Below are 25,059 nucleotides of genomic sequence, written 5' to 3'. Positions count from 1 at the left end.
GGGCAGCGTTTGCTGGTCATTTCTACTACGTTATCGGCTTCTCATGTAGGCTAGCTACACATCGAAGCCTCTGCCTTGTATAAACACCCAGCAACTCGCTGCAAAAATCAGCTCGAAAGATCAACACGCCCTAATAACAGTTTTTCATAGCAGTTATTGTGACATTTCTTTATGATTCGTCCAGTGGAAGCTTAAGATCATTGTCTCTGATTCCTTCAGAATGTCCTTTCCTACACTATTATTCTAATTTTCCCTCTTATTTGGAGTTGTTTGTGCATCGTTACAAAGAAGAATCCTCGAATCTAATCAAACTTGCGACCCCAGTATTGATCGCATCTGTTGCACAAACTGGAATGGGTTTTGTCGATACCGTAATGGCCGGTGGTGTAAGTGCTATCGATATGGCGGCGGTTTCGATTGCAGCAAGTATCTGGCTACCATCAATCTTATTTGGTGTTGGTCTGTTGATGGCGTTGGTTCCTGTCGTTGCACAACTTCATGGTTCTGGTAGACAAGTAAAAATTCCATTTGAGATTCAACAAGGTGCGTTTTTAGCGCTTGTCATCTCCCTTCCAATCATTGGCGTACTTTTTCAGACACAACTGATATTGGAGTGGATGGACATAGAACAACTCATGGCAGAAAAAACCATCGGTTATATGAATGCGGTGATGTTTGCGGTTCCTGCATTTTTGTTGTTCCAAACTTTGAGAAGCTTTACAGATGGTATGTCTTTAACTAAGCCTGCAATGGTGATTGGTTTTATTGGCTTGCTATTAAACATCCCGCTTAACTGGATGTTCGTATACGGAAAGCTTGGCGCTCCCGCTCTGGGTGGTGTTGGCTGTGGCGTTGCAACGGCTATCGTATATTGGGTGATGTTTGCTCTGCTGTTCGCTTACGTTTTAACATCAAAGCGTTTGGCTAAAATCAATATCTTCGGTACGTTCCACAAGCCTCAGCTCAAAGCACAAATTCGTTTGTTTAAACTAGGCTTTCCAGTTGCCGCTGCTATCTTCTTTGAGGTGACGCTATTCGCTGTTGTTTCTCTGTTGGTTGCCCCTCTTGGGTCTTTGGTTGTCGCCGCACACCAGGTTGCAATTAACTTCTCGTCACTGATATTTATGATACCAATGAGTATCGGTGCCGCTGTGAGTATTCGTGTTGGTCATAAGTTGGGTGAAAACAACACTGAAGGAGCGAAAATCGCGACACACGTAGGAATCATTGTTGGTTTAGTCACAGCCTTAATGACAGCTACATTGACGGTACTATTCAGAGAGCAAGTTTCGTTACTGTACACAGAGAATACGGCGGTAATTACTGTTGCAATGCAATTACTATTGTTCGCTGCAGTTTATCAATGTACTGACGCAATCCAAGTTATCGCTGCAGGGGCTTTGCGTGGATACAAAGACATGCGTTCGATCTTCAACATTACTTTCGTTGCTTACTGGTTGCTTGGTCTTCCTATTGGCTACATTTTAGGAATGAAAGATTGGATTGTTGAGCCTATGGGCGCGCACGGTTTCTGGGTTGGGTTCATTGTCGGTCTAACGTCAGCAGCTATTATGCTAGGTATGCGTCTGCACTGGATGCACAAACAAGACGACGATGTGCAGTTAGAATTTAGCTCTCGCTGAGTTCTAACTCACTCAACCGGTATCCCTGATATCGAATACGAAAAAGAGCTCTGATATTCAGGGCTCTTTTTCGTTTAATCAATTAATACTGTTTTATGTGTAGATATTTTTGTACGGAGACTGTCTACAGGGCGATATTTCGCATCAGTCGGCAGTATGTGCCTTAATATTCACTTTTCTCTCTAACGAAGCGCGCAAACTTGGGTTTTCCATTTTGAGTAAAGCCGTTGTAGCGAAAGGTAATACGGCTGCCGATCTCAGGTGGCGCAAGTCTCATTTGATCACTGAACCCGCTTCCAATATAAAACTCAACCCCTTCTTCCGTGTGAACCAAAATTGAACCCATCATCCCTTTATACTTCCCTGTCCCGCCTTTGTAGCCAATAACTGTGGCTTCTGCATCGTGATGCCTTTTTAGTTTTAACAGGTCATTGCTTCGACCTGCTTGATAACGACTGGTGATCTTTCTGAGCATCAAACCTTCGCCATTGCGTTCATCGACATTGTCTAATTGATAAAACAGAGCTTTTTCATTTTGAATCGGTAGATGTTCGATGTAGCTGACATGAGTTTCTCCAATCACACTCACCCAATGCAATATGTTGTAATAGCGCTTTTGATAATCGCCAGTAGCTCCTGGCATATCAAACAGCATCAAGTCTATTTGGCGCCACGCAGCATCACTAGGTGTGTGATCGAGGACGGTGGATTGGACTAAGTGGAACTTGCCTCTTCCTGCCCAAAGCTCTCCTTCAAGGTGTACCTTCGGCAAGTTTTTTGTAAACCACTTCGGTGAGTATATGCGATTCCCGTTGCGTGTATAAAGATGCTGCCCGTCCCACAGCGCTCTAATCCCATCGAGTTTTTCACTCTTCCAGTATTCAGACACATCAATGCCTTGCTGGTATGTGTTTGCGAGCACCAGATGATCAGGCGGTAAATAGGATGAATGAGAAGAAAGCGAACACGCCCATAGAGTGGCTATCGCCAATTTGGTTAATCTCATCATCTGCTCCGTATTAATATCTGTAGTGGTCAACAAATGCCTTTAATCCTAAGCGCTCTAACACACAGTTAGACAATCTTTGCTAGAAGATGCGATCAACTCATCAACCTTATCTAACCTTTACTTTCATTCATTAAATTAATGGCTTATGGCTCTCATATGTTCCGCCGTTTTTAGTTCTCATATTGAGAAACCAACTTTCTCAATATGAGATAGAGATTAGCAGTCGATTTAAGTTGTTGAAAAATATAAATATAAAAGTTGGCACATTCAGTGCAATTGTCCATACATACTCAAAAGGAGATATCGCTATGGAACTACGTAAGATTGATTTGAATACAACCACACTAACTCTTTCTATCTTCGGTGATTTAGACGCAGCGGGAAGCCGTGATGCTCAGACTGATATTGACGATGTAATCTCAAATGACGGCCACCCTGAAATCGAAGTCGATTTTAGCCAAGTTGAGTTTTTAGATTCATCTGGTGTTGGCGCGATTGTTTAAATGTTCAAACGCCTAACTGAACGCGAACGCAACATGCGACTTGAAAATGTGACTGGTCAGCCTCTTGAAATTATGAACTTGTTACGTATTGGCCACGCTATCCCAGTAAATTCAAAAAATCCTACAAATTCATGAAGATCCACTAAGCTAGAAGTAACAAAACATAATAATAAAAAGTAAAAACATAGGACGTTGGCATGAAAATACTGAAAAGCTACATAGCCCTTTCTCTGTCTGCTTTAGTTCTAGGTGGCTGTACTAGCTACCCTGAACAAGGCACTGGCGGCTTGGCTGAAAGTTATGACTCTATTAATTACCAAAATTCCGACTTTTCTCCTGTCATGCCAGACGAACCTCTTGGTCCTGAACACGGATTACGTTTTGATTGGCAACTGGCCAAATTACATCTTGATGCCTTGATTCAATAAGGCGCCCGCTGGTGCTTCCCCGCTGCTGTTGTGCAAGCGATAGAAAAGCAAAATCGTATCGCTCGCGAACTACAAGGTGGCCTGCTGCTAGATGCGGCTAACGACCTAGTCATTCAAAGAAAACGCTTAAACGAACTTGAAGTTCAACTGGACTACGTGACGTCACAAGCCCGTTGTGAACCACCAAAAAATGAAAACCAATTTAGAATGCAATTGTCGGTTATCGAGCAGTTGTACGACCTGCTTAATGTTGACAACCAATTCGCGGAAAACTCTACTGAAGTCAATCCCAAATACATGGGACGACTTGCCGAGGCAACGACGCTACTGAAAGAACCTAAATCTCTAGACCTTGTTGTTACCGGCCATGCTGATGCCACGGGTACCGAAGAATATAACGATGACTTGGCACTTGGACGTGCTAAACAAGTCGAACGCTACCTAACTATTTTTGGCTTAGGTGCTCAGCGAATCAAAGCAGTGTCTGTTGGTGAAACGGTTCCTCTTTTTGAAGGCGAATCAGACGGTACGCGTTTAACCAACCGCAGAGTGAGTATCGAAGTTATCTCCCCTAAGAACGCTGAGAAAATGGGAGGTGGATTATGAAATTATTGATCGCTTTTATCATCACCCTATCGTTATGCCTTTCGAACCTCGTAAATGCTAACGAAGAGTTTTCAGACGCGGTTCAAGTCGGTGACCTTATCCAAGTTAACGTACCCGGTGAAAGTACGTTGAACAAAGGGTTCCAAGTGGATAAACGTGGCCGCATTACCCTTCCTGAAGTGGGCGCCGTATTTGTTGCGGGTTATAACAGTGAACAACTTAACAAAGTCGTTTTAGAGTCACTGGCTACCGCTTACAAAGATCTTTCAAACGCTTCTGTATATGTAAAAGAGCAGCAAATTATCATCTACGTGCAAGGTTATGTAGAACAACCCGGTGAATACACACTGGCGTTAGGCTCAAGTATCCAAATGGCACTTTACGCAGCAGGTGGATTACGTCCCGGCGCACAACTGGACAAATTGATACTTAAGCGAGGTGCGGACAAGAAAGAGTTTAACTACAAACGATTCCTTGATTCAGGTGATGAATCAACACTACCTACTCTGCAATCACTGGATTCATTATTCGTTCCAGCTTCCCCATTAGTCGGTAACATCGAGCAAGAGTTTGACGCAGCAAAGCTTGCAAACTCAGGTGACAGTGCTGACTCTCGCAATTCGATTAAAGTGTTTGGTGAGGTAAACGCGCCGGGTTCGTTCACTTACAAAGAGAACACCGACCTTGTCGACGTATTAATGCGTTCAGGCGGGGTAACTCGCTATGCCAGTGTTGAACAAATCCGTGTAATTTCAAATAATACGCCTACGCTGTTCAACCTTAAGCGTTATTTGGATTCTGGTGACGAAAGCCTACTTCCAATCTTACGCCCAGGTGCAACCATTTTTGTGCCGAAGCAAGAGGAAGAGATCAAATCCGGCGCAAACATGGTTTACGTTATGGGTGAAGTCGCTGCCCCTGGCGCTTTTGAAGGAAAGAGAGACGCGACCTTCATGGATATCCTTGCCAATGCCGGGGGCCCGACTCGATTTGCAGAGTCGCGTCAAATACGCGTAATCAAAGCGGATGGTCGAGTACTTAAATTCGATTTAGCGGCTTACACTGAAGGCTTGCCTAACTCTAACCCACCGAATATTAAAGCCGGTGACGCGATCTTTGTTCCTGAGAAAACCGACATGAACGAGAAATCTTGGTTAAAGATTGCACCAGACCGAGCGGTTAACGTGATCGGTGAGGTGAATCGACCTGGTCGTATAGAATGGTCAGATGAAATGAACTTTATGGGATTATTGGCACACGTCGGCGGCCCCACGCTACGCGCTGACACATCGAAAATTGAAGTCGTAACGGGTAGAAAGTTGGTTGTGTTTAATCTTGATGATTTCATCAGAAATGGTGCACCACGAGATCTGATGCCACAAATTCGTGCAGGCTCTATCGTCCGTGTCCATGACTTACCACAAGATCCGTCAGACAATAAATCTCAATGGGTACGTCAAAGCTCTGATGCTTCGATCTACATTTTTGGACAAGTGAATGCACCGGGTCGTTACCGCTTCACCAAAGACATGCACTTTCTTGACATTTTGTCTGCAGCTGACGGGCCTACTAAGGATGCCGATATACACAACGTGCGTGTGACTCACCGTGATAAAACCTACTCTAAAGTAAGCAAACTCAATTTATCGTTGTACTTCGAAACCGGTGACGAATCGTTACTGCCAAATGTAACCACAGGTGACACTATTTATATCCCAGAGAAAGGTAAAAACTGGTTAGATACACCGAAAGAAGAAACCGTTCGTGTACTTGGCGCGATTAACAACCCAGGACGTTATGTGTTCAACGACAACATGACCATTTTAGATATATTGGCAGAGGCGGCGGGCCCTACTGATAACGCTTACGTAGAGAAAATTACCATTGTGAATATGTCTTGTTGCCAAGGTCAAGCTCGTACCTTCGACCTTGTTGAATTCAGCAAAACAGCCAACATTTATAACCTACCAGTACTGCGCGCTGGTGACACTATCTACATCCCAGATCGCCGAGAGAGCTTTATGGAAAAAGCTCGTGTAGGTCTAGAAGACATACTACGTCTAACAACAATGATCGTCTTAATAGGAGCTTTATAATGACTATTTCAGCAATCCAAGCAGAAGTAGAACAACTGTATCTAGCTTCTGAACTTAACGGACAGAAATCGATTTGCGTGACTGCCTGTCATTCAGGTGACGGGGTAACCTCTATTGCAACTGCATTAGCAGAACGTTTTCTCCTTGCTGGTCATTCTACGCTTTATGTTGACCTCAACTTATACAATCCTGCTTTTAAAGATTTGAACATGTTGGAAGACAATCAACAGGGACAGTTAATTGAACATGTCGAGTCTCATCGTACGTTTATCGGTGTCCCTGCTCCACAAATCGCATCAACGCAATTGGCTTATAAAGATCCGACTACATTACAAAAAGTGGTGAACAAATGGTTAGAGAAATACGATCGAGTCATCATTGATACCTCACCGCTTCTCAATATTAACAAAGGGAATATCCCCGCACAGTCTGTTGCGAGTGCCTGTGACAGCACATTGATGGTTGTCGCCTATGGTGAAACGTCAACTCACCACCTAGAACAAGCGAAAAAGCTGCTTGATGCGCAGAGTATCAATCTTATGGGTTGTGTGATGAACATGAAACAAACACCTAGCTTTGCACAAGAGTTGGTAAGACAAATCAATCGCATGAAATTCCTTCCAACTAAACTTCGCGATAGCTTGGCCAATAAGCTTTACCAAAATGAGTTTTTAAACCTACCGATGTAACTTTTCTGCGCCACGATAGCTTTTTTGTACAACTATAGCTTTCTTGTGCAACTGTATGGCTGTCAGTAAATCCTGACAGCCACCGTGCCTATTGGACTTTACGCCCAAACACCCCAAAACCAAGTTGGGTGTTTTTGGCGAAATTATTGTTAAAAATACGATTTTAAAAACCACTCAACGCATTTCACACACTTCGAGCGTGGTCTTACCACCTTTAAAACCCTTCAAGAATCAACCGCCCATGCCTAACTTTATCGGTAATGTGACACAGACGGTTAAAGTGCCATGTAAATCGCATCAAAGATGGAATTCGTACGATTATTCCCTAAGATTATAAATAGAGGTGGTTTTTGACGAATTTGTAATAGTTTGACAAAGTTATCCGATGGCTGTTGAAACACAGTGGATGAATTGGCAAATCACACTTCACTGACTTTGCACATTTATCTATTCAAACTTCACCCATCCCTCCTTCTGCTCAAATGGTTCAAATACACGGAAAGGATCACCATCGAGCAATTTAGATAATCAATTTACCTTGGTTACCTTAGTTGTATTATTAAAGAGAAAGGAAACTCAATATGAAATACAAGTTAAGCTCCGTATTTTTGTTAGTAGCAGCAGCCAGCGGTAATGCTAACGCTGGAGAATGTGGCAGCGTAACAATCGCAGATATGAACTGGAACTCTGCAACACTGATCGCCAATATCGACCAATTCATCCTAGAACATGGTTATGGGTGTGATGCCGAACTTATCCCTGGCGACACCATGCCAACAGGCACATCCATGATTGAAAAAGGCCAGCCTGATGTTGCACCTGAACTTTGGAGCAACAGCTTAAAAGACGCATTGGACAAGGGTGTCCAAGAAAAACGTCTTCGCTATGCAGGTAAAGCACTTGTGAATGGCGGTGAAGAAGGCTTTTGGGTTCCAGCTTACTTAGTTAAACAATACCCAGAGATGGCAACCATCGAAGGTGTACGTAAAAACGCTAGCTTATTTAAGCACCCTGAAGACCCAGATACATCAGCATTTTACAGTTGCCCAGCAGGCTGGAACTGTCAGATCAGTGCCGGAAACTTGTTTAACGCTCTTGAGCTGGAAGACAGTGGTTTCACGATTGTTGATCCAGGCTCGAGTGCCGGCTTATCTGGCTCTATCGCAAAAGCTTATGAGCGCGAAGAAGCTTGGTTTGGTTACTACTGGGCGCCAACTGCCGTTCTAGGCAAATACGACATGGTTAAAGTTGACTTTGGTAGTGGTGTTAATGAACAAGAGTTCTTAACTTGTACCACCAAAGAAGACTGTGATTCACCTAAAGCGACCATGTACCCGCCTTCACCCGTTCACACTATCACCACTGAGAGTTTTGCGTCACGTGCTCCTGAAGCTTATGACTACTTCACTAAACGTGGTTTCACAAACGACAAAATGAACTCGCTGCTTGCTTGGATGGAAGACAATCAAGCCGATGGTGAAGAAGCGAGCTTGCATTTCTTGAGTGAATTCCCAGAAGTATGGCACCCATGGGTTTCTGAAGAAGTGGCTAAGAAAGTTGAAGCCGAACTGTAAAAGCTTGGTTTAACAACAAGCAATTACGCTTCAACAATAATACGGAAATAACGTCGCTATACTTGATGTTATTCATGATTCGGAGCCCTTTTCATAGGCGATTACCTCATCGTATGAACAAGTGGCGCCGAACTATAAGGATATAAAATGGCTGACACCAATTGGTTATCAACCTTTCCAGAGATGGAACGCGCTGATTTACGAACCATAAAAAAGACGCTAGATGGCGCATACCGTGAATTCTCTCGTGAATACGGTGAAATGATTGAATCTCTATTTGACCCTCTTCTTTCATTCCTGGTTTGGTTTGAAAAACTTCTTATCTCAACCCCTTGGATTATAGTCCTCGCTGTTTGTACAAGCCTTGTCTACGCCGCGAGTCGCTCTTGGAAACTGGCTTTAGGTTGTGTCGCTTCCCTGCTCCTTATTGGTTACTTTGGTATGTGGGAAGACACCATGCGTACGCTTAGTATCATCACTGTGTGTACCTTGGTTTCGATATTCTTAGGCATTCCGATTGGCATTGCGATGGCTCGTTCGAATCGAGCGCAATCTATCGTTACGCCGATGCTTGATATCATGCAAACCATGCCGGCATTCGTTTACTTGATCCCAGTGGTAATGCTACTCGGCATCGGTAAGATTCCAGGGCTAATCGCCGTGGTTATCTACGCGATTCCACCTGTGATTCGTTTAACCAACCTAGGCATACGCTTAGTCGACAAAGAAGTATTGGAAGCGGCTACCGCTTTTGGTGCGAGCAAAAAGCAACGTTTATGGGGTGTTCAACTACCGTTAGCGATGCCAACGATCATGGCGGGTATCAACCAAACCATCATGATGGCACTGTCTATGGTTGTGATCGCATCAATGATTGGTGTTAAAGGCTTAGGACAACCGGTTCTTAAATCCATTACCAACCAATACTTCACATTAGGCTTGATGAATGGTTTCGCCATTGTTGCCCTAGCAATCCTTTTTGACCGCGCTTCGCAGGCGTACGCAAGAAGAACCAATGCGCATTTAGGAGGATTCAAGCATGACTAAACCATTGATTGAGATTAGTGGCCTATACAAAGTGTTTGGACCGAAACCGATGTCTGTTATGAACCGAGTTCAGAACGGCGAACACAAAGACCAGATTCTTGCTGACACGGGTCATACCGTTGGTTTGAAAGAGATTAACCTTGAGATTAACCGTGGCGAAATCTTCGTTATCATGGGGCTTTCTGGTTCAGGGAAGTCGACTTTGATTCGCCACTTCAACCGTTTGATAGATCCGACTCAAGGTAAAATCATGGTTGAAGGCATCGATGTGATGAGCCTCAATACCAAGCAATTAGAAGAGTTCCGTCGTCATAAAATGTCGATGGTATTCCAACGCTTTGGCTTAATGCCTCATCGCACCGTGGTAGAAAACGTTGCGTACGGTTTGGAAGTACAAGGTATCAAAAAAGAAGACCGTTTAGCGAAAGCCAATGAGTGGTTAGAAACGGTGGGGTTGAAAGGTTACGGCAAGCAGTACCCTGCCCAGCTTTCTGGCGGTCAACAACAACGTGTTGGTCTTTCTCGAGCTCTGTGTACTAATGCTGAAATCTTATTAATGGATGAAGCGTTTTCAGCGCTCGATCCTTTGATTCGAAGTGAAATGCAAGATCAACTCATTGAACTGCAAGAGAAGCTTCATAAGACGATTGTTTTCATCACCCACGATTTGGATGAAGCACTTCGTCTCGGCGACCGAATCGCAATTTTGAAAGATGGCGAGTTGGTACAACAAGGTACACCACATGAGATTCTGCTGAATCCAGCCGATGACTATGTAGAGGCATTCGTTAAAGACGTAAACCGTGCTCGTGCATTGACCGTTGAAACCGTTATGCAGCCCCCTCTCTATCGAATCACATCTGAAACGATTGAAGGTGCTTTGGCACAAATGAAGATGCTGAAAAATGACTACGCTTATCACGTAACGGATGAAGGCTATCAAGGTCTAGTCACACAAGAGAGCCTACAGGATGCAGTTGAAGATTCATCGGTGCATGACTTCAGTGAAGAGATATACGAAGAAGTTCCAGCCATTTTGCCTGATGCGGTGATTGAAGAAGTGCTACCAGACACTATGTCTTGTGACTATTCTCTTCCGGTTGTTGATGAGGACGGTAACCTAAAAGGTGAACTAGAGAGAAGCGCTGTTGCTGATATCTTCTCTGAAAGTAGCGAGGAAGAAGTAAAAGCCGACCCAAAGCCAAAGATTGATAAAGCTTCGTAGTTCTACTTTTCGTTATCTAAAGCACGGCTGTTTAAATTATCGCTTTTTGGTTATATAGCTATTTAGATTAGCCTAAACGACTTAACCTACTCTAAGACCACTGTTGTTAGTTAACTGCAGTGGTCTTTTTATTTGTATCGGCCTCGCTTTGTCCTGCACTCTCCCCTTTAAGCTTATAAGTACCCAGGCTAATAGGTGCCTAAGTTTATATTTCATAAGAGAAAACAAATTTAAATCAGTTCGTTAGGTTTGTCACAAACATAGTGGCAATTCGGGCGAGAAGGCAATTAATTGCTTTGTTTATAAGGCAAGCAGTTGAAATTATTCTAGAAAATGACTAAAACTTAATAGTACTCACGGATATTAAGCTCAACAAAAGGACTTAGTTTGATGAATTCCACTTTAGCGTCAGACACAGCTGCACATCTAAACTCACAAGAAGTTAGCGAGCTTGTTGATGAAAGCGTTCTAGAGCAAATGATTCGAGATACAAGTGCGGATATTATCCCGATCTTGATCGACCATTATGTCGAAGAATCACAAACACGCTTGGTCGCCATAAAAGAGGCTTTCGCTCAGCACGACGCTCAAACACTTGAGTTTGAGGTTCATACTCTTGGCAGCACCGCACTCTCATTAGGTAATCGCCCTTTGGGTGAGTTAGCTCGCGCTTTAGAGAAGCAGTGTCTAGAACAGAGTCACGATGCGGCATTTCTGCAAGTTGACGAATTACTAGAACTCGCAGAGCGTTCAATCAAAGCCTTGCTTGACAGGAAACAGGCAGGCTTCAGTTAACTTTGGATGTTCATATAGCATCAGATAAAAACTCAACATAGTCGTTATTAATATAGTCCCCATAAAGATGCGAACCAGTATGAGTAGCAATGCGGGAAATTATACACACCGCGCCTTAAAAGATTGCATGCGGTAGATAACAAATACACAAGACTCGTATTGATGGTTCCATATCACTATGTTATTGATTGGTTAGGATAAAGTTTCAAAAGGAATACACAATGCGCCCTAAGGTATTGTTAGTTGAAGACTCCACCTCACTCGCCGTACTCTACAAGCAGTACGTAAAAGACGAGCCCTACGATATCTTCCACGTCGAAACCGGCGCGGAAGCTAAGACCTTCATTGAAAGGCACTCTCCACAGCTTGTTATTCTTGACCTTAAGTTGCCCGACATGCCAGGGGAAGAAGTCTTAGATTGGATTAGTACGAACGAAATACCGACCGCCGTCATTATCGCGACAGCACATGGCTCAGTAAACATTGCTGTAGATCTCATCCAGCGCGGTGCGGAAGACTTCTTAGAGAAGCCCATTCAAGCCGATCGACTCAAGACTTCTGTTCGCTTACATCTAAAAAGAGCTAAGCTAGAGAACCTTGTCGATGACATGCAAAGCAAGTTCGATCGTGACCGCTTTCATAATTTCATCGGCTCTTGCCTACCTATGCAAGCGGTTTACAAAATCATCGATTCGGTAGCACCAACTACCGCCAGCGTGTTTATTAACGGTGAAAGTGGTACGGGTAAAGAAGTCTGTGCGGAAGCGATTCACCAAGAGAGCCAGCGCAACGGTAAGCCCTTCGTTGCTATTAACTGTGGTGCTATCCCTCGAGACCTAATGGAAAGTGAAATCTTCGGTCACGTTAAAGGTGCATTTACCGGTGCGACAACCGACCGTAAAGGTGCCGCAATGCAAGCGCATGGCGGCACCCTATTTCTCGATGAGCTTTGTGAAATGGAACTGGAGATGCAGAAGAAGCTCCTACGATTTTTGCAAACTGGGACGTTTACCCCACTCGGTGGCAACCGCGAGATTAAAGTGGATGTCAGAATTATCTGTGCGACCCACCGCGATCCACTGGTTGAGGTAGAAGAAGGACGCTTTAGAGAAGACCTTTACTATCGTGTTCACGTTGTGCCTATCGAGATGCCACCGCTTCGTGAACGAGGAAGTGACATTGTCACCCTGTCTAATCACTTCTTGAAGCTGTACGCGAAGCAAGACAAGAAGAAGTTCAAATCAATAGACAAAGAAACGCAGAATCTACTTAAACGTTATGCGTGGCCGGGCAACGTACGTCAGTTGCAAAACATCATCCGTAACATCGTGGTGTTGAACAATGAAACGAGCGTGACCAAAGACATGTTACCGCCTCCGATTAATAAAGTAGACGCAGCTCAAGCCACGAAATCAGTGACACCTATTCGAGTAGCTGCACCCCAAGCTGCTGTTGTGGAAGCACCAGAAGCTAAGTTGCCACCTATTACACAGGAAGAGTTGGATCAATCCTCAGTTGTCCCCGCTAACAACGATCCGATGACGCCCGCATTTACAACAAGCGAAGGTGCTATTCGTCCAATGTGGCAAATAGAGCGCGAAGCTATTCAACATGCCATCAATCATTGCGATGGGAATGTGCTAAACGCTGCTGTGTTATTAGAACTTAGCCCTTCTACCGTTTACCGTAAGAAGCAGGCTTGGGAATCGGAAGATGAGTACAATCAAGCCTAGCCAAGGTGTACTCAACGTAAACCTTCACGAGATTTGGCTGTTGATCGACAGCCAAACTTTTGGAGGCATAGAAACGCATGTTTTAGAGTTAGCACAAGGCCTGATATCTGAAAGCGCTCAGTATTCAGAGGCTATTCGAATCGTTCTTTTGACTAAGTTTAATCCTGAAGCGATCATCGTTGAAAAGTTGAATGCGCTGAGCATCCCTTATAGTTACCTCTCCGATTTAGCCTCATACTCTGCAGATCCAAGCGGCAATAGCGCGACACAGCTTAAACGTGCAGCTCATTATTATGAGCCAAGACTTATCCATGCTCATGGTTACAAAGCCAGTTTGGTCAGCAAACTAATAAAGCTCCCACCTCGTTTAAACAACACCAAACAAATCACCACTTATCATGCAGGTGAAACCCCAACAGGCAAAGTATGGCTTTATGACTGGCTCGACCGTTACAGCAGCTTTCTTTCTGATCAGTCGCTCGTAGTCAGTGAGAAGATTAAAGCGAAAGTGCCGAGTAAAACCCATCAATTGAATAACTTTGTTAAGGTCCCAACCGGATTAACAAAGTCCCCTTCATCAAGCCCATTCCATGTTGGCTTTGTGGGACGATTAAGCCACGAAAAAGCGCCAGATCGATTTGTCGCATTAGCCAAACCGTTTCCTGATGTTCGGTTTGAGCTTTTTGGTGACGGGCCAGAAATGGAAGCGTTAGTTAAATCGCAGCCTGATAATGTTACCTTTCATGGGCATCAAACCAATATGGACGACGTTTGGAGCCAAATCGATTTGTTAATCATCCCTTCCCGCTTTGAAGGCTTACCTATGGCGGCATTAGAAGCCATGATTCGCGGCATTCCTGTCCTCGCCACCTCAGTTGGTAACTTGCCTAAACTCATCGAGCACCAAGTTAACGGCTACCTCGCCAATTCAGAAGCTGAACTAGAACAGTTTTTATCTTTGTGGATATCATTGTCGATTGAACAACGTGACTATCTCAGAAGTAACGCGATAGAAACGGTCAAACACCAATATTCGCCACATGCTGTTGTCCCGAAGTTGTTGGAAATCTACCAACTCGATCGTTAATCCTAGTCTTAGTAGATAACTGGTTATTTTAGCTTGATAATTTAGCCGTTCTAGTCAGTTTTATACTGATTCTCAAAATGACAAATCTCAACTTAAGATTATAGTCTTACTCAATAATCCATCGTTAAATCAGCTGGTTAAATGAAATGTATAACTGGCACTCGCTTTGCAATCTTTAACATCAGGCGTCAATACGACTTTCAAATGTATACGATAGAGAGCAGCCATGAATAGTTTACTCAGCAATAGAGATTACAATGCTCACCCCTGAAGCCAATAGATTGCCAGTCATCATCACTATCAGCACCTTGTGTGTTGGGCTTGGTATTGTTTGGTACTTTGTGCCTCACCCTGCTGTCATTGTCGCGCTCGCTCTTGTGCCATTAGCTGGGTTATTCGTGTTAAACAAGACATTCTGGCTAGTTCTACTGTTCGTTGTCTTTTCATTTTTCCGAATTCACGAAGCCATACCTCAACTCTATTCGTTAAAAATACCGCTGATGCTTTCATTAGGAGCCCTGTCCGCTCTGCTCTGGCATGCATTAATCAGTAAAGAGCTAAAAATCTTCTGGCACCCTTGTTTAAATTGGCTCGCCATATTTTGGGTATTGGTTTTCATTGGTATTATCTTCGCGTCTAACAGGCCCATAGCATTTGCAGAATTCAAAGGTGTTTATTGGAAAATCATCGTCATGACGCTTGCGATTACTTGGTTAGTAAACACCACGGAAAATCTTGCAAAAACCGCGATGACGATTATCTACGCCGGCGCTTTAGTCAGTTTTATTGCTGTGTACAACTCAGTAAATGGTATTGGGCTTGTTGAAGGCTCGCGCGTAACTATTGGACGCGATTTTGGCTCTATGTTAGGTGACCCTAACGACTTAGCACTGGTACTGATGTTCCCCCTTGCCTTTACGATAAGCCAAGCCACCACATCTGGCATCTCACGGTCCAAACGTTTAATCAGCGGGTTAGTCTGTTTGTTACTGCTCGCCGCCATTATTGCGACTCAAAGCCGTGGCGGATTACTGGGTTGTATTGCGGTGATTGGTATTTTTGCGTGGAAACTAGTTCGTTCTAAAGTCCTGTTAATCTCCGTAGGAACCATCGCGGCCGTGGCGCTCTATTTAGTTGCTGGGATCTCAGACAGAGCTTCTGGTGGTGCCGCTGAACAAGGTATCGATGAATCTGCAATGGGTCGAATATATGCCTGGGAAGCGGCAGTAAAAATGGCGGTTGAGAATCCACTGACTGGCGTAGGGTTGAACAACTTCTTCTCGAACTACTTCTTTTACAGTTCGCATTGGGACGGACTGAATCACGCCGTGCACAGTACGTGGTTTGGTGTGTTAGCAGAGACTGGCTTCATTGGTCTTATCATTTTTGTCTGCCTTATCGTTTCTTTGATCAAAACCTCCCGATCCACACTCACCAGATTAAAAAAATCAACTACAGAAATCGCACCTGAACTTAATGCGGTCGCCTGTGCGATCTATGCAGGTCTGATTGGAACAATCGTGTCGGGTACGTTTTTGACTCAAGGCTTCAATTGGCCGATTTATATCCTCGCAGCGCTCACAGTTTGCGTCTCTAACGTATCTCAAACTGCCTGTCAAAATGAGAAAACCTAAAACCCACATTTTAACTCGTTGAAAATATTATATTTATTAAATGGCACAGTATATGAAAGTACTTCTATATAACAAAATAGAGGATTTTCATTATGACGTCAGTATCTATACATCAATTCAAACATTGGCTTAAGTTTCATCCTAATTCTCGAATTAGAAATGTGTTTTTCATTTTGAAAGACATCAGAAGCGCAGAGCTACCTACCCCTCAAATACTTAATCGTTGCCTATATCAAGCGCACAAGCTAGTGGCGAATTTGGTTTCTGGCTTTACTCGATTCTTCTACTGGACACCGGCTTTCAAAGGTCGTGTCGCTCAGTGTGGTAAACGCCTCTACTTGTATGGTGGTCTGCCTTTCGTCAGCGGCCCGGTACAAATTACGATTGGCGACAACTGCCGTATATCTGGCCACACGACATTCTCTGGTTGTACTCAGCCACTTGAAGGCTTGGAACACCCACTATTGTCGATTGGCAACAACGTCGACATTGGTTGGCAGTCGACTATCGCTGTTGGAGGTAAAGTGGTTATCTCTGACAACGTACGAATCGCTGGCGGCGCCTTTCTATTTGGATACTCTGGTCACCCGCTAGATGCAAAACGGCGAGCGCAAGGTGAAGGTGATGACCCTCAGCAAATCGGCGACATCATTCTTGAACCTGACGTTTGGTTAGGAACCAATGTAACTGTAAAAGGCGGCGTAACTATCGGCGAAGGTGCAGTGATAGCCGCAGGAAGCGTGGTAACAAAGAATATCCCGGCCTTTGCAATCGCAGGTGGTAACCCAGCTCGAGTAGTCGGACAGATTAAATCCGTTGAAGTGACTGAATCCGATGTATTCGATTCATTAGAGACTCATGGAGGTGACCATGCGTGATTTAATCGTATTTGGTGAAGACTTTGGCGGCCTACCGTCATCAACTCAACATTTAGTGCGTCACCTTGCTAAGCAACACAAAGTCTTATGGGTCAACTCTATTGGCCTAAGACAACCGAAGCTGTCAGCTAAAGATGCCACCCGAGCGTTCCACAAATTGTTTGGCAAAACCAAAGCCGTTACTCAAAACATGCTCGACTCTGAGGGACACGACAACATTACTATCGTTAACTTAAAGACAATCCCTGCGCCTGCTTCTAAATTTTCTAGAAAGTTGGCTCAGCAAATGATGTTGCACCAACTAAAACCAGTGATTGCCGAGCTTAACCTTAACGCGCCTATCCTATGGAGTTCTCTTCCGACTGCTGTTGATCTGTGCGGACACTTAGGCGAGTCAGCGGTTGTTTATTACTGTGGGGATGATTTTAGTGCACTTGCGGGCGTAGACCACAAGACGGTCGCAAAGCATGAATTAGAACTCATTGAAAAATCAGATTTGATCTTCGCTGCTAGTGAAAAGTTGATGGACAAATTCCCTAGCGAGAAAGCTCAGCTCTTACCACATGGTGTCGATGTCGGGCTATTTTCTACACCTGCACCAAGAGCAAAAGATTTACCAAGCAACCACCGCCCTATTGCTGGTTTTTATGGCAGCCTTTCTAAGTGGCTTGATTATGAAATGATTGATCATGTCGCGACAGCAATGCCGGAATGGGACTTTGTATTTATTGGCCCAAATGAGCTTGATACGATCATGCTGCCTGAGTTGAGTAACGTACATTACCTTGGCCCACGTCCGCACTATACGCTGCCAAGCTATTCTCAACACTGGGATGTGAGCTTGTTGCCGTTTGTTGATAACGAGCAGATCCGAGCTTGTAGCCCACTCAAACTAATGGAGTACCTTGCGGCCGGCACGCCAATTATCACAACTCAATTCCCAGCATTAAAGCCATATCAAGAACATGTCACCACAGTTGGTAGTGTAAACCAAATGATTTGGGCGCTTGATCATGCAAGCCAGCTGAGCAATTCACCAATCTCTGTCGTCGAACAAGAGAGCTGGCAGAACCGTGGTAACTTCGTACATTGGATGTTGGAGCTTTTATGAATAATCTTAAGTTGCGCTTACTAGTCATCCTAAATGCCATGTGGCGCCAACGCTACGTTATTGTTCTCCCAATCTTTATTTTGCCCTTTGTTGGCTTCGGTGTGAGCAAGTTGGCCCCGACTAAATATGACGCGCATACCAGTATGTTGATTCAAGAAACGGCCAAAATGAATCCATTCTTGGAAGACATTGCCGTTTCTACCATGCTCAAAGACCGCCTTAACGCGTTGAGAACACTACTTCATAGTCGACATGTGCTTTACTCGGTCGCTGATGAACTGCAATTAACCACGCCCGATATGCCTGAAATTGAGAAACAAGAGATCATTACTGACCTATCTCAACGTCTAACGGTGACTCAGCTTGGAAAAGATTTTCTAAAAATCAGCTTAAGCTCAAACACGCCAGATGGAATGGAAGCGACGCTTCGTTCGGTAAGTGAACATTTATTGAACAATTGCTCGCTCCGGAACGTTCGTCGATTGAAGACTCGAGTAACTTCTTGAAAATTCATATAGATAAACGCAGTGCTGAACTTGAAGTAGCAGAAGAAGCTCTTGCCTTATACATGAATGAGAATGTTCATTCGACGCCTGAGGTACAGAGCCAAAGTTTGAATCGCTTAGCGTCACTCAAACAAACACTCGCAGAAAAAGAGGCCGAGTTATCCGGTGTTGAAAAAAGCTTAGGGTCAATCGATCAACAGCTTTCAAAAACCAACCCTGTGATAGGTCGAATAGAAGATCAGATCATCGATATTCGTAGTGAACTGGCTCTGCTTCAAGCCAAATACACAAACAAACACAGTGCCGTACAAGCTAAAGTTCGTGAACTAGACAGACTTGAAAATGAGAGAAAGAGTTTGCTCGATGTAACCCAACCTACGATGAACAGCGACCAGCTTTGGGACATTGCAAGTAGTACGACACTGAACAAACTTTCGGATACCCAACCTCTTTTAGTCACCCAACTACACAGTTTACAACTGGTTCGCGCTCGCTTTGAGTCTTTAACTGAAGAAACGAAAAGCCTTCGTACTATGATTTTCGAATTAGAACACAAGGCGAATAACTTCGGTGAAAATGCAAAAGAGATGTATCGCCTTAAACGCCAAGTTGAAATCAAGCGTCAGCTATACGATGAACTGACAGAGCGTTATGAAATGGCTCAATTAACGGGTTCGCTTGGTGTATTCGAGCAAAACAAACGTGTGAAGATTATCGATTTGCCTTTCACGCCTAGCATGAAATCTAACATGCCGACTTTTATCTTTATTCTGGCTGGATTTGTTGCGGGCATCGGATTGGGCATTGGTCTGGCGGTATTGTTCGAGCTGTTTGACTCTTCAATCAAGCGTAAAGACGAAATCGAAGAGATCTTAGGTGTCCCTGTGATAACGGTGATACCTAAAATGGGCTAGTCAGCCTCAAAAGCATTTTTAACTTGCTAGCCTCGTAGCCTCGTAGCTTCTTAGCTTCTTCTTATCTTTTTAGCTTCCTAACACTAAACGCCAACATTCGCTTGGCGTTTTTTTGTCTAAAGCCTCAAGTTCTAACGCTACTTTCGATTAACCCAAGCCCTATGCTCCAAATAGCTATTCATTGATGTTTTGTTTTGATTCCCATTTTGAGAAACAAAAAACGCCCTATAGAACCATGCTTTAAATGGTTGAAATATAAAGGTTATTTAATTGGCACAACTCCTGCAATCTCATTGTGTAGCTAAACGTTTTAAAGAAGTGACTTCAAGACAAATGTCAGAAAGGCGAAACAAGAATTATAAAGGCAGGGTCCAAATTATGAATACGCATTTAACGAAGCACGGTAAAAAGATCATACACGTTGTTCAACACCTCGCTCCCGGCGGATTAGAAACCCTAACGTTAGATTTGCTGCGCCTTGCTAAACCAACAGACCAAGTGTTGATTGTCAGTTTAGAAGGGACAAAAGAAGACTCGATCAACAACTGGCCTAAATTAAAGCAGTATCAAAATCAAATCGTCTTTTTGGACAAAGCACCAGGCGTACAATTCAGTATCATCATCAAATTGATGAAAGCATTTAACGGTATTCGACCCGATGTGGTTCATACCCACCATATTGGCCCCCTACTTTATGCTGGCTATGCGGCTCGCGTGACCGGAGTTCCAACTCGAATTCATACTGAACATGATGCTTGGCATTTGAACAACAACAAACGTCGTCGCTTACAAGCCCTTGCATTGAAAGCGGCTCAACCAACGTTAGTGGCCGATGCAACACGCGTTTACAATCAATTGCGCTGTGCGTTTTCATACAAAAACATCATCACGATTAAAAACGGCGTAGATTGTGAGAAGTTTAAACCGATGTCAAAAGCAGACGCGAGAGCAAAGCACAACCTACCAAGCGACAAATACATCATTGGTTGTGCGGGGCGTTTAGAGCACGTGAAAGGTCAAGATCAGCTGATTAAGGCACTTGCTCTACTGCCATCAAACACCGTTGTCGCACTGGCTGGTGATGGTTCAAAACGCAATCAACTAACAACTCACTGACCGCTTGAATCTCAGCGACCGTGTGATCTTTCTCGGCCTAGTGGATGACATGACTACCTTTTACGGAGCGCTGGATACCTTCTGCCTACCTTCACGCCACGAAGGGCTTCCTCTTTCTACACTCGAAGCCCAAGCATGTAACATTCCAACCGTCGCGATGAATGTCGGTGCGGTTGACGAAACCTTATGTCCCATCAGCAGTTCCCTCGTCAAAAGTGGCAGCATTGCCGGATTAGCCAGTGCGCTATTAGAAAAACAAAATGAACGCTTTTTGTCACCTCGTCGTTACGTTCTCGACAACTTCGATATCATCAAAATGGTTTCGTCTTACAACGACATCTCAGAAGGAGCATACGCATGATCGATTGGTTACTTGCAGGACTTTGTCTGTTTTCAGGTGCGTTAATTGTCTATCATCACGCAGCCTATCCTTTACTACTACGCTGGTATGCGAAAAGCCACCCAGCACGTCAAATTGAAGAGAGTCATCGTTGTTACAAAGATGAGAAGCAAGATTGTACGTTACCCACCATCACCATTCTTGTACCGGCATTTAACGAGGAACAATGGATCGCAGATAAAGTTCGTAATCTTGCTTCACTCGATTACCCAAAAAAGAAGTTACAAGTGATTATTGCTTGTGATGGTTGTACTGATGACACGGTAAAAATCGCTCAAATGACGATTCAAGAAGCAATGTGCAGCGATATCTATTTCGAGATACATGACCACAAAACCAACCGAGGGAAAGTTGCGGTTATCAATGAAGAAGTGACAAGCATAAACAGCGACATCACGGCGCTGAGTGATGTTTCAGCCCTTATTTCATTGGATGCGCTACTTATTGCCGCCGCTCACTTTGAAAGTGACAAGGTTGGCGTGGTAAACGCAACGTATCAGCTTTGCCCAACAGGTAACGAAGGTGAAAATACCTATTGGCAGTATCAAACCACCGTTAAAGAGTCAGAAGCTTCATTAGGTTCGAGCTTAGGTTCTCATGGCGCTTTCTACTTGTTTAGAACACACCTGTTCGAACTGCTTCCACTCAACACTATTAATGATGATTTCATCCTACCGATGCGAATCGTTAAACAAGGTTACATCGCAGAATACGAAACACAAATGGTCGCACTGGAACTAGAAGAATCAAATTTAGAAACAGATTTCAAAAGGAGACTTCGTATTTCAGCGGGTAACATGCAACAAGCGATTCGATTGTTTGGCTTGTTCAGCCCGAAGTTCAAAGGCATCGCGTTTGCGTTCTTCTCTGGAAAAGGACTTCGTCTACTCACTCCATATTTAATGATTGTGTGCTTGGTGTGCTCAATCTTACTTAACAACTACTTGGTATTTGAAGTGTTGTTATGGGCTCAAGTTGCCGTGTATACCATTGGCGTACTTGGCTGCATCTTGCCAAAGCGTCTCGTAAATAAACCTATTTCATTAATCTCTTATTTGATAGTTGGACACTATGCCAACTTCATTGGTGGCATTCGTTACCTAGTCGGGCTAGAAAACTCACCTTGGACACGAGCGAATCATTAAGGACTTATTATGATGAACATTGAACAGCTATCTACCCAAAACTTATACCAATACAAAATCTCACGTGCTAAACGTACTTTCGATTTCGTCAGTTCACTGATTGCTTTGATTTTGCTAGCGCCAGTATTTCCATTGATTGCGATGGCTATTGTACTCACTTCTCGTGGCCCGATTTCTACCGTCAACTGCGTGTTGGTAAATCGACACCGGAGAAAATGGAAATCTTTGAGATCATGAAATTCCGTAGTATGTACGAAGATGCAGAAACGCGTTCTGGTGCCGTTTGGGCTACGGCGAATGACCCACGAATCACACCCGTTGGCCGATTTTTAAGAAAGACGCGTCTTGATGAGTTGCCACAACTGATCAATGTATTGAAAGGTGAGATGTCTCTAATTGGCCCACGTCCTGAACGCCCTACTTTTTACACCAAGCTAGAGAACGAAATCCCCTACTTTGCTGACCGCACATACGGCGTAATGCCCGGTATTACTGGGCTAGCACAAGTAAATCAAGGTTATGATACCTGTATTGATGATGTACGTCGTAAAGTGGGCTTTGACCACAGTTATGCACTGAGTCTGTGCTCTATGAAATCTTGGATTGTGGCTGATCTCAGTATCATTTCTAAAACAATCATAGTAATGGTCGATGGACGAGGTCGTTAAACTGATATGGTGTGAGGCGAAAGAACAAGCTGTCTAGTCCAAGGTGAAAAATAGAGCAGTCTGTCCCATGCGAACACAAAGCCAGCTTTGATAATGATTTGTCAGCTGGCTTTTTACTGTCTTAAAACAAGCCAAACCCAAGAACGCTTCGATTTTAAAATCCAATTGGTATACGATGCCAACATACTGTTCTAAAAACGATTAAATGCCGTTGTTATGAAAATCGAAGATCTTAAGTTGTTCACTACCGTTGTCGAACTGGGTAGTTTTACTGCCGCCGCTAATGCTCTTGACCTTCCGCGAGCTAACGTTAGCCGTAGAATTAACGACCTTGAGAAGTCTCTCGGCATTCAACTGTTCTTTAGAACCACACGAAGCCTCTCCTTAACCAAATCTGGCGAGCTCTATTACAAAGAACTACTCAATGCATTAAGTGCGCTCGACAAAGCAAACCATGTCGCTTCCAACCTGTCAGAGGTTGCACACGGACAAATTAAGATTGGTCTATTGCCTGAAACCAGCGATATCATGCAGTCGACTCTGTTTAAATTCCAAGATATGTATCCTAAGGTTGAGCTTGATATTCGCAACATTAGTAACGGCTTTGTCGACATGTACCGTCAAGGGTTAGACCTCGCTATGCATGGTGGTACGTTGAGCGACGCAAACGTGGTTGCTCGTAAAGTGATGGTTCTTCAACGTATTTTTGTAGCAAGCCCTGAATTTATTGAGAAACAAGGCAAGCCTTCAAGCCTAAGAGAGCTCACTAATTACCCATTTGTTTGCTTCAGGTGGCCAAGTGGGGACATCGATAAAGAATGGGACATCAAAGATCACACCATCAAAGTAGAACCTTCGGTCGTCAGTGACAGCATTGGCTTTGTTAAAGGCGGTGTTATTCGACATAGAGGTATCGCGTTGTTACCAGAACTTTTAGTGCGACATCAACTCAAAGACGGTAGCTTGATTAACCTATTCCCCGACGACAATCTTCAAAAAGAAGAAGCATGGTTGCTCTACCCTCAGCGTAAAGCATTAAGCCATTCAGCACAGCTTTTGATTGATTTTCTATTACAAGAACTTCCGAAACTCTAACTATTGTAATGAATATTGTGACAGTGTTTCACGAGCAGGCTAGATTATCCTAACGAAATAGAAAGATAGAATCGCTTCATAAATTCAAGAGGAGCAATCCATGAAGCCTATCTTTCAACATTCATCTATTTTTCAACGTTCGTCTACTTTTCAACAGACACCTATATTCAAATATACAGTCATTGCACTAAGCTTAACCGCCCTGTTTGGCTGTAATGACTCTGAGGCGACTGCGCCTCAAAAACAAGCTCGACCAATTCAAGTGATTCAACTTGAGCCTCTTTCACATACGGCTGAAAAGTCTTTTACTGGCAAGATACAATCATCGGAAACGGCTGGCGTTGCGTTTCGTGTGCCTGGCACTATTCAAAATATGATGGTCTCTGTTGGTGATTCAGTAAAAAAAGGCCAACCCCTTGCGCAATTAGACCCTCATGACTATCAAGTCGCGTTAGAAGAGTTACAAGCACGAGCCCTTGAAGCTAAATCTGCACACAAATTGGCGACATCCGAACTTGTACGCGTAAAACAAGCCATCGCTGATAATGCGATTGCCGATGTTAACCTAGACCGTGCTATTAGCGGGTACGAGCGAAGTGAAGCAGCGGTTAAAGTCGTAGAACAGAATATACGCCGTGCGAAAGATTCGATTCGTTATACACAATTGCTCGCCCCTTTCGATGGTGTGGTTGCGGCATCAAATTTTGACCAGTACGAACAAGTAATGCCGGGCATCTCGGTGTTCACAATCCACAATCCAGATAAACTTGAAGTTAAAATTCAAGTACCTGAAAATTTGATTCATGAGTTCAAACCAAATCAAAGTTCTGTCATAGATTGGTATGGTTCAGAGACTAAACTAATTGGTTATGCCGCTGAAATTTCGACGTCACCTCACCCAATCAAGCAGACCTATGCGGTTACTTACCATGTCGACTCCACTGACAAATCGGTATTGCCTGGAAAAGCGGTCACATTGACGACTCAACTTGGAGAAGCGAGCAGTAATTTCTGTTTGCCATATTCTGCGTTAGTCAATCAAACGGGTATCGAGCAAGTATTCACGGTTAAAAATGAACAAGCTCATGGCGTGACTGTGGATGTGATTTCTATGTCCAAAAACGCTGTGTGTGTTGAATTGATCTGCTCCAGTTAGA

General features: G+C 43.9%; 15 protein-coding genes and 6 pseudogenes. 20 read left to right on the top strand and 1 reads right to left on the bottom strand.

What is annotated here, in order from left to right; genetic code table 11:
- Positions 1-272: 272 nt before the first annotated feature.
- Positions 273-1,643, top strand: a complete 1,371-nt coding sequence (locus AB4589_RS00625) for an MATE family efflux transporter (RefSeq protein WP_012603959.1) — start codon at positions 273-275, stop codon at positions 1,641-1,643.
- Between the two features lie 163 nt (positions 1,644-1,806).
- Here the strand turns inward: AB4589_RS00625 and AB4589_RS00620 are convergent, their stop codons facing one another.
- Entirely contained in the window at positions 1,807-2,649 is an 843-nt protein-coding gene (locus AB4589_RS00620; RefSeq protein ID WP_372099098.1) for a DNA ligase, read from the bottom strand.
- A 311-nt stretch (positions 2,650-2,960) separates the two neighbouring features.
- Between AB4589_RS00620 and AB4589_RS00615 the strand changes: the two are divergent.
- The 19 genes and pseudogenes from AB4589_RS00615 to AB4589_RS00525 all read left to right on the top strand — a co-directional run.
- Positions 2,961-3,290 (top strand): annotated as a pseudogene (locus AB4589_RS00615) (STAS domain-containing protein).
- Between the two features lie 62 nt (positions 3,291-3,352).
- Positions 3,353-4,189 (top strand): annotated as a pseudogene (locus AB4589_RS00610) (OmpA family protein).
- The gene (locus tag AB4589_RS00605) at positions 4,186-6,285 is read left to right on the top strand and encodes an SLBB domain-containing protein (RefSeq protein ID WP_135382557.1); all 2,100 of its coding nucleotides are present in this window, start codon (positions 4,186-4,188) and stop codon (positions 6,283-6,285) included. The pseudogene AB4589_RS00610 and the gene AB4589_RS00605 overlap by 4 nt, the downstream one beginning before the upstream one ends.
- Positions 6,285-6,974 (top strand): tyrosine-protein kinase family protein, encoded by a 690-nt coding sequence (locus AB4589_RS00600; protein WP_017097837.1) that lies wholly within the window; start codon positions 6,285-6,287, stop codon positions 6,972-6,974. Before AB4589_RS00605 ends, AB4589_RS00600 begins: the two co-directional genes overlap by 1 nt.
- 581 nt (positions 6,975-7,555) lie before the next feature.
- Entirely contained in the window at positions 7,556-8,548 is a 993-nt protein-coding gene (locus AB4589_RS00595) for an ABC transporter substrate-binding protein (RefSeq protein WP_009846760.1), read from the top strand.
- A gap of 147 nt (positions 8,549-8,695) precedes the next feature.
- Positions 8,696-9,595, top strand: coding sequence for a proline/glycine betaine ABC transporter permease (locus AB4589_RS00590; RefSeq protein WP_102249948.1), 900 nt, complete (start codon positions 8,696-8,698; stop codon positions 9,593-9,595).
- Entirely contained in the window at positions 9,588-10,820 is a 1,233-nt protein-coding gene (locus AB4589_RS00585) for a glycine betaine/L-proline ABC transporter ATP-binding protein (protein ID WP_372099097.1), read from the top strand. The genes AB4589_RS00590 and AB4589_RS00585 overlap by 8 nt, the downstream gene beginning before the upstream one ends.
- A gap of 390 nt (positions 10,821-11,210) precedes the next feature.
- Positions 11,211-11,615 carry an Hpt domain-containing protein gene (locus AB4589_RS00580; protein ID WP_372099096.1) on the top strand — a complete coding sequence of 135 codons (405 nt, stop codon included), beginning with the start codon at positions 11,211-11,213 and terminating at the stop codon, positions 11,613-11,615.
- A gap of 221 nt (positions 11,616-11,836) precedes the next feature.
- Positions 11,837-13,348 (top strand): sigma-54-dependent transcriptional regulator, encoded by a 1,512-nt coding sequence (locus AB4589_RS00575; RefSeq protein ID WP_372099095.1) that lies wholly within the window; start codon positions 11,837-11,839, stop codon positions 13,346-13,348.
- Positions 13,329-14,435 (top strand): glycosyltransferase family 4 protein, encoded by a 1,107-nt coding sequence (locus AB4589_RS00570; RefSeq protein WP_372099094.1) that lies wholly within the window; start codon positions 13,329-13,331, stop codon positions 14,433-14,435. The genes AB4589_RS00575 and AB4589_RS00570 overlap by 20 nt, the downstream gene beginning before the upstream one ends.
- A 257-nt stretch (positions 14,436-14,692) precedes the next feature.
- Positions 14,693-16,069 carry an O-antigen ligase family protein gene (locus AB4589_RS00565; protein WP_372099093.1) on the top strand — a complete coding sequence of 459 codons (1,377 nt, stop codon included), beginning with the start codon at positions 14,693-14,695 and terminating at the stop codon, positions 16,067-16,069.
- A 92-nt stretch (positions 16,070-16,161) separates the two neighbouring features.
- Positions 16,162-16,947 carry a DapH/DapD/GlmU-related protein gene (locus AB4589_RS00560; RefSeq protein ID WP_371727769.1) on the top strand — a complete coding sequence of 262 codons (786 nt, stop codon included), beginning with the start codon at positions 16,162-16,164 and terminating at the stop codon, positions 16,945-16,947.
- Positions 16,940-18,058: a glycosyltransferase gene (locus tag AB4589_RS00555; protein ID WP_372099092.1), complete on the top strand. Its 1,119-nt coding sequence runs from the start codon at positions 16,940-16,942 to the stop codon at positions 18,056-18,058. The genes AB4589_RS00560 and AB4589_RS00555 overlap by 8 nt, the downstream gene beginning before the upstream one ends.
- A pseudogene (locus AB4589_RS00550) lies at positions 18,055-19,478 on the top strand (GumC family protein). Before AB4589_RS00555 ends, AB4589_RS00550 begins: the two are co-directional and overlap by 4 nt.
- Before the next feature lie 378 nt (positions 19,479-19,856).
- Positions 19,857-20,955, top strand: a pseudogene (locus AB4589_RS00545) (glycosyltransferase).
- Positions 20,952-22,139: a glycosyltransferase family 2 protein gene (locus AB4589_RS00540; protein WP_372099091.1), complete on the top strand. Its 1,188-nt coding sequence runs from the start codon at positions 20,952-20,954 to the stop codon at positions 22,137-22,139. Before AB4589_RS00545 ends, AB4589_RS00540 begins: the two are co-directional and overlap by 4 nt.
- Before the next feature lie 9 nt (positions 22,140-22,148).
- Positions 22,149-22,807, top strand: a pseudogene (locus AB4589_RS00535) (sugar transferase).
- A gap of 216 nt (positions 22,808-23,023) precedes the next feature.
- Entirely contained in the window at positions 23,024-23,902 is an 879-nt protein-coding gene (locus tag AB4589_RS00530) for a LysR family transcriptional regulator (RefSeq protein WP_017097827.1), read from the top strand.
- 100 nt (positions 23,903-24,002) lie between these two features.
- Positions 24,003-25,040, top strand: a pseudogene (locus tag AB4589_RS00525) (efflux RND transporter periplasmic adaptor subunit); the annotation flags it as partial.
- Positions 25,041-25,059 lie beyond the last annotated feature (19 nt).

The organism is Vibrio sp. 10N.222.49.A3, from assembly GCF_041475145.1.
Lineage (GTDB): Bacteria > Pseudomonadota > Gammaproteobacteria > Enterobacterales > Vibrionaceae > Vibrio > Vibrio tasmaniensis_A.
The sequence above is the reverse complement of the archived record's forward strand: the minus strand, read 5'-3'. Positions and strand labels throughout refer to the sequence as shown.

Coding starts and splice junctions, on each gene's coding strand:
- AB4589_RS00620 (WP_372099098.1), bottom strand. CDS start 2,649: ATGAGATTAACCAAATTGGCGATAGCCACTCTATGGGCGTGTTCGCTT.
- AB4589_RS00605 (WP_135382557.1), top strand. CDS start 4,186: ATGAAATTATTGATCGCTTTTATCATCACCCTATCGTTATGCCTTTCG.
- AB4589_RS00600 (WP_017097837.1), top strand. CDS start 6,285: ATGACTATTTCAGCAATCCAAGCAGAAGTAGAACAACTGTATCTAGCT.
- AB4589_RS00595 (WP_009846760.1), top strand. CDS start 7,556: ATGAAATACAAGTTAAGCTCCGTATTTTTGTTAGTAGCAGCAGCCAGC.
- AB4589_RS00590 (WP_102249948.1), top strand. CDS start 8,696: ATGGCTGACACCAATTGGTTATCAACCTTTCCAGAGATGGAACGCGCT.
- AB4589_RS00585 (WP_372099097.1), top strand. CDS start 9,588: ATGACTAAACCATTGATTGAGATTAGTGGCCTATACAAAGTGTTTGGA.
- AB4589_RS00580 (WP_372099096.1), top strand. CDS start 11,211: ATGAATTCCACTTTAGCGTCAGACACAGCTGCACATCTAAACTCACAA.
- AB4589_RS00575 (WP_372099095.1), top strand. CDS start 11,837: ATGCGCCCTAAGGTATTGTTAGTTGAAGACTCCACCTCACTCGCCGTA.
- AB4589_RS00570 (WP_372099094.1), top strand. CDS start 13,329: ATGAGTACAATCAAGCCTAGCCAAGGTGTACTCAACGTAAACCTTCAC.
- AB4589_RS00565 (WP_372099093.1), top strand. CDS start 14,693: ATGCTCACCCCTGAAGCCAATAGATTGCCAGTCATCATCACTATCAGC.
- AB4589_RS00560 (WP_371727769.1), top strand. CDS start 16,162: ATGACGTCAGTATCTATACATCAATTCAAACATTGGCTTAAGTTTCAT.
- AB4589_RS00555 (WP_372099092.1), top strand. CDS start 16,940: ATGCGTGATTTAATCGTATTTGGTGAAGACTTTGGCGGCCTACCGTCA.
- AB4589_RS00540 (WP_372099091.1), top strand. CDS start 20,952: ATGATCGATTGGTTACTTGCAGGACTTTGTCTGTTTTCAGGTGCGTTA.
- AB4589_RS00530 (WP_017097827.1), top strand. CDS start 23,024: ATGAAAATCGAAGATCTTAAGTTGTTCACTACCGTTGTCGAACTGGGT.